This window comes from Lentzea chajnantorensis, assembly GCF_054300775.1.
In genome coordinates this window covers 1578442-1594105 of record NZ_JBSDZT010000002.1, presented here as the reverse complement: position 1 = coordinate 1594105, position 15664 = coordinate 1578442, and the positions used below count along the sequence as shown (strand labels likewise).

The window sequence follows — 15664 nt, the reverse complement described above, 5'->3', positions numbered from 1 at the left end:
GCCCCGCGTGCGACAAAAAGCGGGGGGCGGGGCGGGGTGGGGACGAAGTGGGGGCGGGCGGTGAGGTGGTCAGGTCTGCTGTTCGGGTGCGGGGGCCAGCGTGGGCTCGGGGCCCGGTTCCGGCACGGACTCCGGCTTGGGCTTCGGTTTTGTGGCGCGGTGCAGGGCCACCATGCCGCCGGTCAGGTTGAACCAGGCGACGTCCTCCCACCCGGCCTTCGAGATCAGCTCCGCCAGCGACCGCTGGTCCGGCCACGCGGCCATCGACTCCGACAGGTAGGAGTAGGCCGCCGGGTTCGAGGACACGAAACGGGCGATCAGCGGCAGCAGCTTCAGCAGGTAGCGCATGTAGACGAACCGGAACGGCTTCCACACCGGGGTGGAGACCTCGCAGATCACCATGCGGCCGCCGGGCTTGGTGACGCGGGCCATCTCCTGCAGCGCCACCACGGTGTCGTTGAAGTTGCGGATGCCGAAGGACACCGTCACGGCGTCGAAGGAGTTGTCCCTGAACGGCAGGCGCAGGGCGTCGGCGGCGACCTTCGGGACGCGGCGGTGGGCGCCGGAGGCGAGCATGCCGACGGAGAAGTCCGCGGCGACGCACCAGGCGCCGGAGGCGGCGTACTCGACCGTGGACACGGCGGTGCCCGCGGCGAGGTCGAGGACCTTCTCGCCGGAGCGGGCGTCGAGCACGCGCCGGCTCCACTCCCGCCAGCGGCGGTCGAAGCCCAGCGTCATGACCGAGTTCGTGCGGTCGTAGCCCTTGGCAACGCCGTCGAACATCTCGGCGACCTCGCGGGGGTTCTTGTCCAAACCTGCTCGCGACATGCCAAGAGCCTAGGTCAGAACCGCTGAGGACGTCCTACGGCACCCGCAGAGCGGTCAGCATGCCGTCCACCGCCGCCTGCCACGGGTACTGCTCGGCACGGGCGCGCGCGGCCTCCCGCGAGCCGGAGGCCAGCAGGCGTTCGGCGGCCGAGGCGAAGGCGTGCGCGTGGTCGTCGACGGCGGCGCCGCACGACGGCTGCACGATCTCCTTCAGCGCGCTGCTCCTGCTCACCACGACGGGCGTGCCGCTGGCGAGGGCCTCCAGTGCCGCGAGGCCGAACGTCTCGTGCGGGCCCGGCGCCAGCGACAGGTCCGCGGAGGCGAGCAGCGAGGCGACCTCCGACCGGGACTTCACGAAGCCCAGGAACGTCACCGGCAGGCCCGCCGCGCGCTTCTCCAGCGCGGCCCTGCGCGGGCCGTCGCCGGCGATCACGAGGTGTGCGGAGTGGCCCTGCTCGTGCAGTTCGGCGAGCGTGTCGACGGAGCGTTCCACGTGCTTCTCCGGCGACAACCGACCACAGTGGATCAGCAGGTTCTCCTTGCCGCGCAACAGGTCTCGCCGCAGGTCGGCCGAGTGCCGCTCCGGGGTGAACGTCGCGAGGTCGACGCCGAGCGGCACCTGCGTCACGTTCGTGGCGCCGATCCGGTCGAACTCCTCGCGGGCGAACCCGGTCGTGCACACGACGGTGTCGTACGAGGCGGCCATGCGGGCGTTCGCCCAGTCGGCGCCCTTCACCGCGGGGTCCTCCGGCAGCACGAACTGCAGCAGCCGGTCGAGGCGTTCGTGGGAGATCACGACGTTCGGGATGCCCCGTGCGCCGGCCCACGCGCCCATGCCGCGCAACGTCAGGCGGTCGGAGACCTCCAGCCGGTCCGGTCCGACCTCCTCCATCAGCGCCTTGACCCGCCACGGGTCCACGACGCGGTAGCCGCCGGTGTACGGGATCTTCACGGCCGGCAGCGTGATCCGCCGCACACCGTTCTCGAGCACCTCGTCGGCACGGTGGTCGCCGGGCACGACGAGGACGACCTCGTGGCCCGACTGCACGTAACCCGCGCCGAGGTGGTGCAGCGCCGTGCGGAGTCCGCCCGACCGCGGTCCGTAGAAGTTGGCTAGCTGAACGATCCTCAAGCGGCCGCCTGGTGAGTGAGTCCGGTAACCGCAGCGTAGTGGCCCAGCAGCTCGTCGCAGACCGCGGGCCAGGTGCGGGAGAGCACCGACCTGCGTGCGGCGAGGCCGAACCGCTTGCGCAGCAGCGGGTCGCGCAGCAGGTCCACGTACTGCGCGATGTCGTCCTCGAACAGGTACCCGGTCCGGCCGTGCGCAACCAGGTCGCGCGGGCCGCCCGCGTTCGGGGCGAGTACGGGCAGCCCGGTGGCGAGCGCCTCCTGGACGGCCTGGCAGAAGGTCTCGTGCGGTCCGGTGTGCACGAACACGTCCAGCGACGCGTAGGCCTCCGCCAACGGCTCACCGGTGCGGAAACCGAGGAACTCGGCGTTCGGCAGGTCCTTCTGCAACTGGTCGCGGGACGGTCCGTCGCCGACGACGCGCAGCTGCACGCCGGGCATGTCGTGGATCTCCTTGAGCCGGTGGACCTGCTTCTCCGGTGCGAGGCGGCCGACGTAGCCGACGGTCAGCCGGTCGTTCTGCCGCGGGCGCGGGTGGTACAGCTCGATGTCGACGCCGCGGCCCCACCGGTGCACGCGCGGCACGCCGTGCTCCTCCAGCGCTTGGACCGCCGAGCTGGACGGCGCCAGGGTGCGGTCGGCGAGCGTGTGCAGGCGCTTGGTCCACCGCCACGCGGCGCGCTTGGTGAGCCCGAGGCCGTAGCTGCCGGCGAACCCGGCGACGTCGGTCTGGTAGACGGCGACGGTCGGCACGTCGAGCTTGCGCGCGGCTCTGAGCCCGTAGGCGCCGAGCACGAACGGTGATGCGAGGTGCACCACGTCCGGCTCGAAGTCGGCCAGCGCGTGCAGCACCTTGGGGCTGGGGACGCCGATCGGGAGGCTCGTCACGATCGGCACGTCGACCGCGGGCACCCTCATGACGGGCATGCCGTGGACGGAGTCCTCGCCGGCGCCGGGGGCGACCACCATGGCCTCGTGGCCTCTGCTGCGCAAGTGCTCCAGGACGCGGAGCACGGAGTTGGTCACCCCGTTCACCTGGGGCAGGAAGCTCTCGGTCACGATCGCTACGCGCACAGAACCTACCTTGTAGTGCTGGTGTGAAGTCCGCGTGACGCGAAATTTGACGCGGTCAGAACACCTCACGTCGTGGCCAGGTGATCGTCGTTTGGTCATCTGGCGGTCGTGTTCCGGTCACCCGAAGCGGTGAGACTAGGCCAGCATGACCGTCTTGTCGTCCCGTCCCGCGCATCCAGCCGACCCCGGACTGGTGTCCATCGCGATGGAAGTGGCCGGTCGTCTGGCGAACGACGCCTCGGACGTCATCATGGCCACAGCGGGCCGTGGTGCGCGTCCCGACTCCGACGAGTCACCGTTCGACTGGGTCACCGACACCGACCGCACCCTCGAACGCCACACCCGACGCGTGCTCACCGCTGAGTTCCCGTCCATTCCGGTCTTCTGTGAAAACTCCGACGACGACGTCCCGGGTGACTCGGAGTTCCGCTGGGTGGTCGACCCGGTCGACGGCACGGCCAACTACACCGCCGGCATGCCCTGGTGCGCCTACAGCCTCGCACTCGTGGACAGGTGGGGCCCGGTAGTCGGTGTGGTCGCCGATCCGTACAGGTCGCAAATCTACGCTGCCGCCCGCGGCCGTGGCATGCGTGCCAACGGCACCCCGGTGCGGCTGTCGGAACGCCAAGGCGACTCGCTGGTTGTGTGCACCGAAATGACCCGCACGGGACCGTGGCCCGGCATGGGCGAATTCATCTCCACGGCCGCGATAGCGGGCACGGGCGTCCGCGTGCTGGGGTCGAAGTGCCTGGCCGTGGCGCAGGTCGCACTCGGCCACGTCGCCGCCGCCGTGCTGCACGGCTACCACGAGTGGGACGTCGCCGGCGCCGTGTCGCTGGCCCTGGAGTCCGGCGCGGTCGTGCTGGACCGCCGTGGCGAGGGCGCTCAACTGCCCGCGGACGGCCTGCTGGTGGCAGCACCGGACGCCGCGGACGAGGTCCTCGGCTGGTGGCAGTCGGCGTTGAACGGTCAACTGAGCTGAGGCAACTGCCGCTCGAGGACCTCGAGATGCGTGCGCGCCTCGTCGAGCTCCGGGTGGTCGAACATCTGCAGCGCGACCCGGCCCACCTCGTTCTCGAACTGGTGGAAGTCGTGCGCCGCCCTGAGCAGCCGCTGGTAGACCGGGTGCTGCCGGTCGACCGCGCCGAGCGCCCTGCCGAGCTGCGCGATGCCGCGGACGTCGTCGAGCTCCCCCGCGAGCTGCCCGCTGATCCGCTGCAGCCACTCCTTGGCCGGTGAGTTCGGCACCGTCTGCACCGCCGCCGTGACCCTGCGCGTGCTCTCGGCGCACCGTTCGACCAGCTCGGACCACATGTCGTAGGGCTGCTGCGCGATCGGCGGGTGCATCGGGCGCAGTGGCACGGCCGGCCCGCGCTGCGCCGAACGGCGGAGGGCGCCGACGCCGGTGCCGATCAGAGCGCCCGGCAACGCGCCGAAGACCACGGCGAAGAAGAGGATCGCCAGGAACCGGACGAACAGCGAGGTCGAGGACTGCGACGGCGACGGGATCGACAGGTCGATGATCGTGACGAAGGCGCCCACGACCGCGGCGCCGATTGCGGCACCGCCGAGCGTTGAACGGATCACGACCCCCATGACCGTCGATCGTGCCATGTTCGGCGCTCGTGCGTCGGCAAGCTGGAGTTATTGGTCGCGCACTATCAGTGCTACAGTTCTTCTTGTCGGTTCCAGTAGGAACCGGAAGTGGACCCGGTTCACCCGCCGGACGACGGGTTGCCGGGTTTCGCGCTGTCTAGGGGACGTTCACCGCGCAGACGCCGTCGACGAGGTCCGCGACTCGCCGCCGCCAGTCGCCGCCGGCTCCGTAGGACCACGCGACAGCGTCGCTGATCCAGAGCAATGGGTCTTCCGCGGGCCTCAGGTGCTCGTACGTGAACGAAGCTCCGAACTTGCGCGCCCCGGCAGCGAGCACTTTGCGATCGGCTGCGTCTTGGTGCTGACAGCTCTCCAGCACCAACCGCGAGACGTCGAGGTCGACCAGCCGCGGGACCATGTCGAAGAGACAGGCGGAGCGGGCCTTCGAGTCGTTGTTGTGCTTGCAGGTCCAGAGGTGAGCGCGCACACCGAGCGCGCTGATCTTCGTGAGCACGTCCTTCCGCCTGCGATCGCCCTCGATGTTGAAGTGCACCCGTCGCTGTCCCTGCTTCACGAGCCCGCGCATGACCGAGCGCATCGAGTCGAGATCACGGGAACGCACGAGCGTCACCGCAACCAGGTAGGTCGTGCCTCGACGGGACTCGTCGAAAAATCCATGCCACATGGAACATATGGTCTCAAAGGAGTAATGCACTGATCCATTCAGGCGTCGAAGTCGACCGTCACGCGCTCACTCGTCGGCAACGCCTGACACGTCAGCACGAACCCGGCCGCCACCTCCGACTCGTCGAGCGCGTAGTTGCGGCGCATCTCGACCGTGCCGTCCGTCACGAGCGCGCGGCAGGTGCCGCAGACGCCGCCCTTGCACGCGAACGGCAGGTCGGCGCGGACGCGTTGTGCGGCGTCGAGGATCGGTTCGTCGGCGGGGAGCGGGAGGGTGGTGGACTTGCCGTCCAGCACCACGGTCACGGCGGAGGCGGACTCCACCACGGCTTCCGCCCGGCGCGGTGGGGGTGGGGGTTCGTCCACGTAGAACAGTTCGTGGTGCACGCGGTCGGGGGGCACGCCGCGGGAGCGCAGCACGGAGGTCGCGTCCTGGACCATCTCGTACGGGCCGCAGAGCCACCACTCGTCGATGCCGTCGAACGGGACGACCGTGGAGAACAGCGCGGAGAGCTTCGCCGCGTCCAGGCGGCCGGAGAACAGCTCCACGTCGCGGGGTTCGCGGGACAGGACGTGGACGAGCTGGAGGGTGGCCGGGTAGCGGTCCTTCAGGTCGGCCAGCTCGTCGGCGAACATCACGGTGTCGGTGCGGCGGTTGCCGTACAGCAGCGTCACGCGGGCGCCCGTGGCGAGCACGGTCGCGGCGATCGACAGGGCCGGGGTGATGCCCGAGCCGGCGACCACGAAGCCGTGGTGGACGCCCGAGCCGGTCGGCGTGAACTTGCCCAGGGGTGGCAGGACCTCGACGACGTCACCGACGGCCAGGCGGTCGACGAGCCACGAGGAGAAGGTGCCGCCGTCGACGCGGCGGACGCCGATGCGCGGAGGAGACCCCGCCGGCGCGCAGATCGAGTACGAGCGGCGTTCGTCGCCCTGGCGCAGGGTCAGGTACTGGCCGGCCGAGAACGCGAACTCGTCGGCGAGGTCGGCGGGCACGTCGAACGTCACGGCCGCGGCGTCGTCGCAGAGGCGGTCGACGCGGGCGACCGTCAGCTTGTGGAAGGCAGCGCGGCGGGCCACTCAGATCTCCTTGACGTGCTCGAAGGGCTCGGAGCAGGCGTTGCAGCGGCGCAGCGCCTTGCACGCGGTCGAACCGAAGCGGGAGATCTCCGCCGTGTTCGGGGAACCGCACTGCGGGCACGGCACCTGGCGCGACGGCGGCACCAGGTTCAGCGGCACCGGGCCGGCCAGGGCGGGGCCGATGCGCGACGGCGGCGCGATCCCCGCGGCGGCCAGCTTCGACCGGCCCTCCGAGCTGATCCAGTCCGTCGTCCACGCCGGGGACAGCGACAGCCGCACCTCGACCTCCTCGAACCCCGCCGACAGCAGCGAGCGGCGCAGGTCCGCGCCCATCTCGTCGATCGCGGGGCAGCCGGAGTAGGTCGGGGTGATGGTGACGACGACGCGTCCGTCCTCTTCGGACACGTTGCGCAGCACGCCGAGGTCCGCCAGCGTGAGGACCGGCAGCTCCGGGTCCCGCACGGCCGACGCGATCTCCAGTGCCGTGCTCACCACACGGCTCCCGGCAGCGAGCGGTGCAGGTGCTGCATCTCGGCCAGCAGGTAGCCCATGGCCTCGGTGTGCACGCCGTCGCGACCGGCCATGCCCGCGACCCGCGCGGCCCGCCGGTCCTCGGGACGCACCAGCCCGGCTGCGGAGAACACGGCCTCGAACACACCGTCCACTTCGGACCGCAGCGACGCCGGGTCGACCGCGACGCCCTCCAGGCGCGCCTCGACGGCGTGCGTGGCGAACAGCTCGTCCACGAACGGCCACACGCGGTCCAGGCCCGCCTGCATGCGGCGGTGCGACTCGTCGGTGCCGTCGCCGAGGCGGACGGTCCACTGGGCGGCGTGGTCGCGGTGGTACGCCAGCTCCTTCAGGCCCTTCTCGGCCACGGCGGCCAGCACCGGGTCAGCGGAGCCGCGCAGGCGGGAGAACAGCGCGAGGCGCCACGACGAGAACACCAGCAGCCGCGCGATCGTGGTGCCGAAGTCGCCGCCGGGGCCGGGACCGCAGTCGATCTCGGCCAGGTGCACGTTGCGGAACTCGCGCTCGTCGCGCAGGTAGGCGAGGTCGTCCTCGGACCTGCCGAGCACCTCGCCCGCGCGCGTGAGCAGCATCCTGGCCTGGCCGAGCAGGTCCAGCGCGATGTTGGCGAGCGCGATGTCCTCTTCCAGCTCGGGTGCGCGCGAGCACCACTCCGCGAGCCGCTGGGACATGATCAGCGCGTCGTCGCCGAGCATCAGGCAGTACGCGGCGAGCGCCTCGCGGTCGACACCGGCGGCGAACTCGCGGTTCACGCCGACCAGCGCGTCGGAGAAGCCCGTCCCGAACGCCCAGTGCGCGTCCTCGTGGCCCAGCAGCGACTCGTACGCGTTGTCGAAGCTCATAGGTGCGGCACGTCCTCTGGGATCGCGTAGAACGTCGGGTGCCGGTAGACCTTGTCGCCCGACGGCGCGAAGAACGGGTCCTTCTCGTCCGGCGAGGAGGCCGTGATGGACGCCGCGGGCACCACCCAGATCGACACGCCCTCGTTGCGGCGCGTGTAGACGTCACGGGCGTTGCGCAGCGCCATCTCCGCGTCCGGCGCGTGCAGCGAACCGACGTGCACGTGGTTCAGGCCGCGCTTGCCCCGCACGAACACTTCCCACAGCGGCCAAGACGTGCTCACGCGGCACCTTCCTTCGCAACGGCGTGCTTCGCGGCGTGCGCGGCAGCGGCCTCGCGGACCCACGAGCCGTCCTCGTGCGCCTTGCGCCGGTGGGCGATGCGCTGCTCGTTGCAGACACCGCCGCCCTTCACGACCTGCCAGAACTCGTCCCAGTCGGGCGCACCGAAGTCGTACTGCCCGCGCTCGGGGTTCCACCTGAGCTCGGGGTCGGGGAACGTGACGCCGAGCGCCTCGGCCTGCGGCACGCTCATGTTCACGAACTTCTGCCGCAGCTCGTCGTTGGTGTCGCGCTTGATCCGCCACGCCATCGACTGCTCGGTGTTCGTGGACTCCGCGTCCGGCGGGCCGAACATCATCAGCGCCGGCCACCACCAGCGGTTCACGGAGTCCTGCACCATGTCCCGCTGCTGCTGCGTGCCGCGCATCATCGTCATGAGCAGCTCGTAACCCTGGCGCTGGTGGAACGACTCCTCCTTGCAGATGCGGATCATCGCGCGCGCATACGGCCCGTAGGACGTGCGGCACAACGGCACCTGGTTGCAGATCGCGGCGCCGTCGACCAGCCAGCCGATGACGCCGACGTCCGCGAAGGTGAGCGTCGGGTAGTTGAAGATCGAGGAGTACTTCTGGCGGCCCTGGATGAGCTTGGTCGTCAGGTCCTCGCGGTCGGCGCCCAGCGTCTCGGTCGCCGAGTACAGGTACAGGCCGTGGCCTGCCTCGTCCTGCACCTTGGCCAGCAGGATCGCCTTGCGCCGCAGCGAGGGCGCGCGGGAGATCCAGTTGCCCTCCGGCTGCATCCCGATGATCTCGGAGTGCGCGTGCTGGGCGATCTGCCTGATCAACGTCTTGCGGTAGCCGTCGGGCATCCAGTCACGCGGCTCGATGCGCGCGTCGGCCTGCACGGTGCGCTCGAAGCGCAGCTCCAGGTCATCCGCCATGCACCGATGTTACACCTGAGTGCCGAATCTGCGTAGAACTGTCACAACGGCCGCGATCACGATCCAGACGGCCGCGAGGAACGTCCCGACGGGCAGCAGGGACAGCATCGCCGTCCGGCCGGCCACGCGCACGAGCTCCGGGTTCGCCCTGTCGTACTGGACCCGCACGTTGTCGCCCACGTTCAGGCCGTCCGGGTAGAGCACCCCCTGCGCCGGGATGATCACCCGCCCGTCCGGTGTGGCGTAGCGCACAACGGTTCTGTTGAATGCCACCGAATCCACCTGTGCGACCGCTTCACCCATGCGCTTCTCGATGGCAACATCGTCGCGCCAACACGCGAGAGGGAGCAGCACGCAGATCAGCGTGACCACACCACCGACGATGAACAAAGCACGGCTGACCGCACGGCGGACGCGTACGCCGAGCGGCGGCTTGGTCACTGCGTCCTCCACCACAACTGAGAAGTCTAGAGCCGGGTGAGTGCCACGCTTTCAGGTTCAGGTCCATACAGTCGAGGCGTGACATCAGCACCCACATCACGAGCACGGCAGCGGATCCGCGTCCGGTCGAGGCGGGACAGGGCCGGTGACCTGCTCGGACTGCTGCCGAACCCGGAGCAGGCCCTCGCGTGGGTGCGCGACGGCTCCGGGCTGGTCGGGTGGGGCGAGGCCGCGCGCCTGGAGGTGAGCGGTCCGGACCGGTTCGCCCGCGCCGACGCGTGGTGGCGCGAGTTCGTCAGCCACCTCGACGTGGACGACGAGCTGGGCGTTCCCGGCAGCGGCCCCGTCGCGTTCATCTCGATGGCGTTCGCCGACGAGCCCGGCGACTCGGTGCTGATCGTCCCCGAGGTCGTCGTCGGCAGGCGCAACGGTGTGGAGTGGGTCACCACCATCGGCACCGCCGACTCGATCCCCCGCAAAACCCCTCTCTCGCGCCCTTCGGCGGTCCGTTACGCCAACGGCCAGCTGCCCGTCACGCAGTACCGCGAGGCCGTGCGCGAGGCCGTCGCCCGCATGCGCGACGGCGAGCTCGGCAAGGTCGTGCTCGCCCACGACCTCCTGGCCGTGACCGACAAACGGCTCGACCAGCGCTTCGTGCTCCAAGGCCTCGCACGGCGCTACCCCGAGTGCTGGGCGTACGCGGTCGACGGTCTCGTGGGCGCCACACCCGAACTGCTGTTGCGACGCACCGGCTCCGTGGTCGACTCACGCGTGCTGGCGGGTACGACGTGGCCGCACGACGGGATCAGCGACGAAGAGCTCGCGGCGGCGTTGATGTCGTCCGAGAAGAACCTCGAAGAGCACGAGTACGCGATCACCTCTCTCGCGGAGACGTTGCGCCCCTTCTGCTCGACCATGTCCGTCGACGGCCCGTCGGTCCTGCGCCTGCCGAACGTCTCGCACCTGTCCAGCGATGTCATCGGCACGCTGTCGTCGTCCGCGTCCCTGCTGCACCTCGGCGAGGCCGTGCACCCCACGGCGGCCGTCGGCGGAACACCGCGGCTGGACGCGACCCGGCTGATCGCGCAGCTGGAGGGCATGGACCGCGGGCGCTACGCCGGACCGGTCGGGTGGATCGACGGCAACGGCGACGGCGAGCTCGGCATCGCCCTGCGGTGCGCGCAGATCAACGGGTCGACGGCACGCCTGTTCGCCGGCTGCGGGCTCGTCGCGGACTCCGACCCCGACAGCGAGGTGCAGGAGGCGCACGCCAAGATGCGCCCCATGCGGGAGGCGCTGGAAGGGCTCTAGAGCTCTTCCAGGAACGCGTGCCAGGCAGAGGTGCTGAAGGCCAGCACCTCACCGGCCGTGTTCTTGGTGTCGCGGACGAGCACGTCCCGGGTCAGCGACACCTCGACGCAATCACCCTCCGGCGTCCCGTTGCTGTAGCTGCTCTTACGCCAGGCGCGGTCCTGCATCGTGGAGGTCCTCTCGCGGTGAGCCGACGTACTCCGCCAGCTTGCTCCGCGATTGTTCCTCATCCAAGGCGACCTCGGCCAAGCGGTTGAAGATCAACCTGGTGCGCGCGATCGCACCGGGGTCCTGCACGAACACGTGCGTGAGGTCGGATTCGCTGTAGACGACCGGCAACGCCTTCTCGTACTCCCACAGCCGGACACCCGCCGAGTTGATGAGCACGTTCGCGGGGACTATTCGCACAATGCGCGCGTTGAACAGCAGTTGGAGGTACTGGTCCTCCATGATCTCGGCGTTGCCGACCTGCTGCCGCAGTGCCAGCTCGTGGATGTAGAACAAGCAATCCGGCCGATTGTGTCGACGCAGCACCGCCTGACGATCTATTCGGGCCTGCACCAGCGCCGGGATTCGTTCTTCGGTGGCGACGCCGTGGGCTCGGTAGAGGGCATCGGCGTACCGCTCCGTCTGCAGTAGCCCGGCCACCGTCAACGTGTCGTAGTTGAGCATCTTGTCGGCCGTCGACTCGGCCAGGGCGAGCGTGCGGACGTTGTCCGAGACCTGGACGATGTACTCGTCGAAGGCGTACCGGTACCTGCGCCGGAAGTCCTCGAAGAAGTCGACGTCCTTGCCGCACATCGTGATGAACTGGACCAGGTCGACCTCGCTCGGCCGGGTTTTGCCCTTTTCGATGGTGGACACCTTGCTGGGGTCCCAGCCGAGCCGTTGCGCCATGGCGTTTCCGGTGAGATCGGTGCTGGACTCGCGCAGCCGGCGCAACTCGTCGCCGAGATCGCGGCTGTACGCGGTGGATGGAGTGCTGTGGGCCATGTCCACCGAGGCTATGACGTGTTTCTATTCCAAGATACTGGCTCGTTCGGGTGAAAATGGGGACGAGCTCATTCTCCGATGACCGGGGGAACGACCATCCGGTTGTCGTCGAAGTACTCGTCGGTCGGCACGAGGTAGTTGGACCGGTGTTCCTTGTCCTCCTCGCCGCCGTTCCCCACGCCCGCGGCGGGGCCGGCTCCGACTGGGCCGGGGGCGCCGTTCCTGCCCGCTCCGGGAGCACCGCCGCCGCCGCGCGGTCCCTCCGCACCCGGCGCGACGCCCGCGGCACTGCCCGGTGTGGCCGGACCGAACGTGCCCCGTCCCGCGGCACCACCGGGGCGCGACGGGCCGAACCCGCCGGCACCGCGGCCACCGCCCGCTCCCCCGCCCCTGCCCGCGGCGGCGCGCGGGGTGCTCATGCCCTGGACGGCTCCCGAGGAGACCGGTGAGCTCGAACCGGGTGCGGGTGGCGTGCGGTCGGCCGGTGTCGGGCCAGGCGGCGTGAGGTGGGCGGCCGATGCGGACCACGCGGTCCTCGTGGCGCTGGAGTCGCCGGCCGGGTTGCCGTTGACCGGGCTGACCGGGCTCACCGGCACGCCGGGCACACCGACGACGGGGGTGCCGACCTGCGTGACCGGGTGCACCGCGTTCGGGTTCACCGTGGCCGTGGTGTGCGCGAACGTCGTGCTGCTCGTCGTCGTCACGCCCAGGTCGCCGGTGGTGACCTGCGGGACGTCGTCGAAGGCCGGCAGCAGCGCGGCGGAGGCCGCCAGCGCGGTGTCGCGGGCCTGCACGACCCGTTCGGCCTCCTGCTTGGCGGCCTTGGCCTTCTCGTACTGGGCCAGGACGTCGAACGGGGCCGCCACCATCCGGACCGGGTTCCAGCTGGTCGCCGCGTCCTTCAGCATCCGCGCCGGGTCGAACGGGACCTCCTGTGGGAACGCGCTCTTCACCGCCACTGCCGCCGCGGCCTGCTCCTCGACCACGCGGGCCGTGGCGGTGAACGTCGACGCCAGCTCGTCCGTGAAGGAGCAGATCTTCGTCAACGCCGCCGACGCACCGGCGCCCGCGGCGCCCGACCAGCCCGCCCGCAGGCCGTTGACCACCTCGTTGATCCCGGCCGCCAGCTCGGTCAGCTCGGTGCCGATCGACCTCCACTCGGCCGCGATCTCCCCCGCGAGCGCCGGGTCGTTGCCGTCCATCGCCAGCCGGTGCAGGTCTGCGTGGCTGTGCGCCGAGTAGTTCACGTTCGGCTGCGGTAATCGCGGCGTGTCGTGCGGCATCGTTCGTCCCCCTCGCGGATCTGTGGATCAGGGCAGCCTGGCGGCCACCAGCTCGGCCGATCTCGTCGCCAGCGCGCAGGCCTTGGCGGTGTCGGCCGACGCGCCGCCCGCGCTCGCCACGAGCTGCACGCTCGACGACGCGGACACGGAGATCACCGCGTGGCAGAGGTCCTTCTCCCCGTCCGGCGCCGCCACGCTGAAGCCGTCGCGTTCGCCGAACCTGGCCGGGGTCTTCGCGTCACCGGAGTAGTCGAGGGCGTCGGCGCCCCGCCGCACGTCCACGGCGACGGTGAGACCGCCGTTCCCGCTGCCGTCCCACTCGCAGGTCTGCAGGCCGGCGGTCGTGCGGGGGCGCGGCGCGACGAGGCCCAGGCCGGCCGCCTCCGCCCCGCTGATCAGCTCGCAGGGCTTGACCCCGGCGAGCCCTGCGCCGGACGTGCGGCTGACCTCGCTGGTCACCGGCGTCCGCACCGAGGCGGGACGGGCCCGGCCGCTCACGCCCCCGTCCGAACAGGCCGCGGCGAACAGGGCCAGACCGACCACGGCGATGCGCATGCGGTTCATGAGTTCCCGTCAGAGTCTGTTCAGCGTGTCGGACGTGCTCTCTTCCACGTTCCGGTACGACCGGCTGCTCTTGTCCAACTCGGCCCTCAGATCGTCGATCACCCTCAGCAGGCCGGGGATGACCGTGGAGCGCGCGAGCTCGCCGACCCGTTCGTTGACCGAGCCCACGGCCTGCGCGTAACCCCCGCCGAGCGGGGTCCTGGTCGCGAGCAGCGACGACCTGCGCTTGATCCGCTCCAGGGTCCGCTGGAGGTCGTCGAGCTTCCCGATCGCCTTGTCGACGGCCTGCGGGTCGTGTTCGATGTACAGCCCGGAGGTGTGGGCCTGAGCGCTTTCCCCGGCACTGTTCTGATCCGCCACAGGCTCACCTCCCCGAGACCGGCACCGTGATCCGGGGAGTGACGTTAGGGCAGATCAGGGGAACAAAAACGGATTGACCCGCAAAACACCCCGTTCGGATTAACCGGTTCCACCGGATCGGGAATACATTGATCGCGATCCACGCACGAAAAAGCCGTGAACGGTTTTGGCCATATCAATGACAAAAACCGCTCACGGCCGTATTGCGACTACTTGTGGGCGTCCAGCAGCTCGTGCGTCAGCGCGATCTTGGCCCGCGACTTCGGCTCTGCGGCCTTCGCCGTGGTCTTCGCCGTCAGGTCGGCGGACCGGCCGGGGGCCTCCGCCGGCTTGCCCTTGGTGAAGAGCCAGGTCTGGAACAGCTGGTCGAGCTGCTGGCCGGAGACCCGCTCGGCCAGCGCGATGAACTCCTCGATGGTGGCGTCGGAGTACTTCTTCTCGGCCTGCCAGGTCTTGAGGACCTCGAAGAACTTCTCGTCGCCCACGGCCACGCGCAGCGCGTGCACCGCGAGCGCGCCGCGGTCGTAGACGGCGCCGTGGAAGACGTTGTCAGCGCCGGGGTCGCCGGGCAGGACCTGCCAGAACGGGTCGTCGGCCGGGTAGGAGTCGTAGACGAAGTCGGCGTTCTCCTGGGCCGTGCCCTCGCCGACGTGCTCGGACCACAGGAACTCCGCGTAGGAGGCGAAGCCCTCGTTCAGCCAGATGTCGCGCCAGTGGTGCACCGACACCGAGTCGCCGAACCACTGGTGGCCGAGCTCGTGGGCGACGACGTAGGTGTTGGCGCCGCGGCGGAAGAACGCGTCGTCGTAGGTGGGCCGGGTCTGGTCCTCCAGCGCGTAGCCGAGGTCGGGGGTGACGACACCGCCCTGCGCCTCGAACGGGTACGGGCCGAAGTTGCCGGACAGGAACTCGATGACTTCGGGGGTGCGTTCGACGCTGGCCCTGGCGGCGTCGGTGGAGTCGCCGAGGCGCGTGGAGTAGGCGTTGAACACCGGCTGGCCGTTGGGCGCCGCGTACTGGCGGAGCTCGTACTGGCCGATGGTGAGGAACGTCAGGTAGGTGGCCTGCGGCTTGGTGCTGCGCCAGTTCCAGCGGGTCCAGCCGTTGATCTGGCGGGTGTTGCCGAGGAAGGTGCCGTTCGAGATGACCTCGACGCCCTCCGGGACGGCGACGTTGACGTCGAAGGTGGCCTTGTCGGTGGGGTGGTCGTTGGCGGGGAACCACCAGCGGGCGATCTCCGGCTCACCGATCGCGAGCGCGCCGTCGGGCGTCTTCGTCCACGCCGTGTAGCCGTTGTGGTCCTTGACCTGCGACGGGACGTCGGCATAGGTCACCACGACGGTGACGTCCTGGCCCTTGCGCAGGCCGCCGCGCGGGGTGACGACGAGCTCGTCGCCGTCCTGGACGAACGAGGCGGGGGCGTTGTTGACCCGCAGCGTCTTGACCTTGAGCAGGAAGTCCAGGTTGAACTGGGTGAGGTCCTCGGTGGCCTTGGCGAGGATCGTCGTGGTGCCGGAGAGCTGGTCGCCGTTGGGGTTGTAGTTGAGCCTGATGTCGTAGTGGGAGACGTCGTACCCGCCGTTGCCGTAGCCGGGGAAGTACGGGTCGCCCGCGCCGGGGGCACCGGGCGCCGCGGCGAGCGCCGTTCCCGCGAAGAGCGTCACTGCGGCTGCGGACGCGACCGCGGCCGTTGCCTTGGTTCTGATCGACATGCGCCGGACGCTATCCAC

General features: G+C 70.1%; 19 protein-coding genes. 2 read left to right on the top strand and 17 right to left on the bottom strand.

Annotated elements, in window-relative coordinates; translation table 11 throughout:
• Positions 1-69: 69 nt before the first annotated feature.
• Genes ACVDFE_RS08600 through ACVDFE_RS08590 form a run of 3 tightly spaced genes read right to left on the bottom strand, consistent with a single transcriptional unit; the run spans position 70 to position 3030 of the window.
• Positions 70-828: a demethylmenaquinone methyltransferase gene (locus ACVDFE_RS08600; protein ID WP_360399682.1), complete on the bottom strand. Its 759-nt coding sequence runs from the start codon at positions 826-828 to the stop codon at positions 70-72.
• A 34-nt stretch (positions 829-862) separates the two neighbouring features.
• The gene (locus ACVDFE_RS08595) at positions 863-1960 is read right to left on the bottom strand and encodes a glycosyltransferase family 4 protein (protein ID WP_458430150.1); all 1098 of its coding nucleotides are present in this window, start codon (positions 1958-1960) and stop codon (positions 863-865) included.
• Positions 1957-3030 carry a glycosyltransferase family 4 protein gene (locus tag ACVDFE_RS08590; protein ID WP_458430149.1) on the bottom strand — a complete coding sequence of 358 codons (1074 nt, stop codon included), beginning with the start codon at positions 3028-3030 and terminating at the stop codon, positions 1957-1959. The genes ACVDFE_RS08595 and ACVDFE_RS08590 overlap by 4 nt, the downstream gene beginning before the upstream one ends.
• A 145-nt stretch (positions 3031-3175) precedes the next feature.
• On the opposite strand from ACVDFE_RS08590, the gene ACVDFE_RS08585 reads away from it, so the two are divergent.
• On the top strand, positions 3176-4012 hold the full coding sequence (locus ACVDFE_RS08585) for an inositol monophosphatase family protein (protein WP_458430148.1): 837 nt from the start codon (positions 3176-3178) through the stop codon (positions 4010-4012).
• On the opposite strand, the gene ACVDFE_RS08580 is transcribed toward ACVDFE_RS08585, so the two are convergent.
• The 8 genes from ACVDFE_RS08580 to ACVDFE_RS08545 form a co-directional block, all read right to left on the bottom strand.
• Positions 4000-4626: a hypothetical protein gene (locus tag ACVDFE_RS08580; RefSeq protein ID WP_360399694.1), complete on the bottom strand. Its 627-nt coding sequence runs from the start codon at positions 4624-4626 to the stop codon at positions 4000-4002. The genes ACVDFE_RS08585 and ACVDFE_RS08580 overlap by 13 nt on opposite strands.
• A gap of 157 nt (positions 4627-4783) precedes the next feature.
• On the bottom strand, positions 4784-5311 hold the full coding sequence (locus tag ACVDFE_RS08575) for a hypothetical protein (RefSeq protein ID WP_458430147.1): 528 nt from the start codon (positions 5309-5311) through the stop codon (positions 4784-4786).
• Positions 5312-5349: 38 nt separating this feature from the next.
• Positions 5350-6390 (bottom strand): 1,2-phenylacetyl-CoA epoxidase subunit PaaE, encoded by a 1041-nt coding sequence (paaE, locus tag ACVDFE_RS08570; RefSeq protein WP_458430146.1) that lies wholly within the window; start codon positions 6388-6390, stop codon positions 5350-5352.
• Positions 6391-6882 (bottom strand): 1,2-phenylacetyl-CoA epoxidase subunit PaaD, encoded by a 492-nt coding sequence (gene paaD / locus ACVDFE_RS08565; protein WP_458430145.1) that lies wholly within the window; start codon positions 6880-6882, stop codon positions 6391-6393.
• Entirely contained in the window at positions 6879-7763 is an 885-nt protein-coding gene (gene paaC, locus ACVDFE_RS08560) for a 1,2-phenylacetyl-CoA epoxidase subunit PaaC (protein WP_458430144.1), read from the bottom strand. Before paaC ends, paaD begins: the two co-directional genes overlap by 4 nt.
• Positions 7760-8044 (bottom strand): 1,2-phenylacetyl-CoA epoxidase subunit PaaB, encoded by a 285-nt coding sequence (gene paaB / locus ACVDFE_RS08555; protein ID WP_089948924.1) that lies wholly within the window; start codon positions 8042-8044, stop codon positions 7760-7762. Before paaB ends, paaC begins: the two co-directional genes overlap by 4 nt.
• Positions 8041-8982 (bottom strand): 1,2-phenylacetyl-CoA epoxidase subunit PaaA, encoded by a 942-nt coding sequence (gene paaA / locus ACVDFE_RS08550; protein ID WP_458430143.1) that lies wholly within the window; start codon positions 8980-8982, stop codon positions 8041-8043. The genes paaB and paaA overlap by 4 nt, the downstream gene beginning before the upstream one ends.
• A gap of 9 nt (positions 8983-8991) precedes the next feature.
• Positions 8992-9423 carry a DUF3592 domain-containing protein gene (locus tag ACVDFE_RS08545; protein ID WP_458430142.1) on the bottom strand — a complete coding sequence of 144 codons (432 nt, stop codon included), beginning with the start codon at positions 9421-9423 and terminating at the stop codon, positions 8992-8994.
• Between the two features lie 78 nt (positions 9424-9501).
• On the opposite strand from ACVDFE_RS08545, the gene ACVDFE_RS08540 reads away from it, so the two are divergent.
• Positions 9502-10734, top strand: coding sequence for an isochorismate synthase (locus tag ACVDFE_RS08540; RefSeq protein WP_360399717.1), 1233 nt, complete (start codon positions 9502-9504; stop codon positions 10732-10734).
• On the opposite strand, the gene ACVDFE_RS08535 is transcribed toward ACVDFE_RS08540, so the two are convergent.
• From ACVDFE_RS08535 to ACVDFE_RS08510, 6 genes are all read right to left on the bottom strand, one after another.
• The gene (locus tag ACVDFE_RS08535; protein WP_458430140.1) at positions 10731-10901 is read right to left on the bottom strand and encodes a DUF397 domain-containing protein; all 171 of its coding nucleotides are present in this window, start codon (positions 10899-10901) and stop codon (positions 10731-10733) included. The two genes, ACVDFE_RS08540 and ACVDFE_RS08535, sit on opposite strands and share 4 nt — an antisense overlap.
• Positions 10879-11727, bottom strand: a complete 849-nt coding sequence (locus ACVDFE_RS08530; protein WP_458430139.1) for a helix-turn-helix domain-containing protein — start codon at positions 11725-11727, stop codon at positions 10879-10881. The genes ACVDFE_RS08535 and ACVDFE_RS08530 overlap by 23 nt, the downstream gene beginning before the upstream one ends.
• A gap of 68 nt (positions 11728-11795) precedes the next feature.
• Positions 11796-13010, bottom strand: a complete 1215-nt coding sequence (locus tag ACVDFE_RS08525; protein WP_458430138.1) for a WXG100-like domain-containing protein — start codon at positions 13008-13010, stop codon at positions 11796-11798.
• 27 nt (positions 13011-13037) lie between these two features.
• Positions 13038-13574 (bottom strand): DUF3558 family protein, encoded by a 537-nt coding sequence (locus ACVDFE_RS08520; RefSeq protein ID WP_458430137.1) that lies wholly within the window; start codon positions 13572-13574, stop codon positions 13038-13040.
• 9 nt (positions 13575-13583) lie between these two features.
• Positions 13584-13934 carry a hypothetical protein gene (locus ACVDFE_RS08515; protein ID WP_458430135.1) on the bottom strand — a complete coding sequence of 117 codons (351 nt, stop codon included), beginning with the start codon at positions 13932-13934 and terminating at the stop codon, positions 13584-13586.
• A 209-nt stretch (positions 13935-14143) separates the two neighbouring features.
• Positions 14144-15646: a M1 family metallopeptidase gene (locus ACVDFE_RS08510; protein ID WP_458430134.1), complete on the bottom strand. Its 1503-nt coding sequence runs from the start codon at positions 15644-15646 to the stop codon at positions 14144-14146.
• Positions 15647-15664 lie beyond the last annotated feature (18 nt).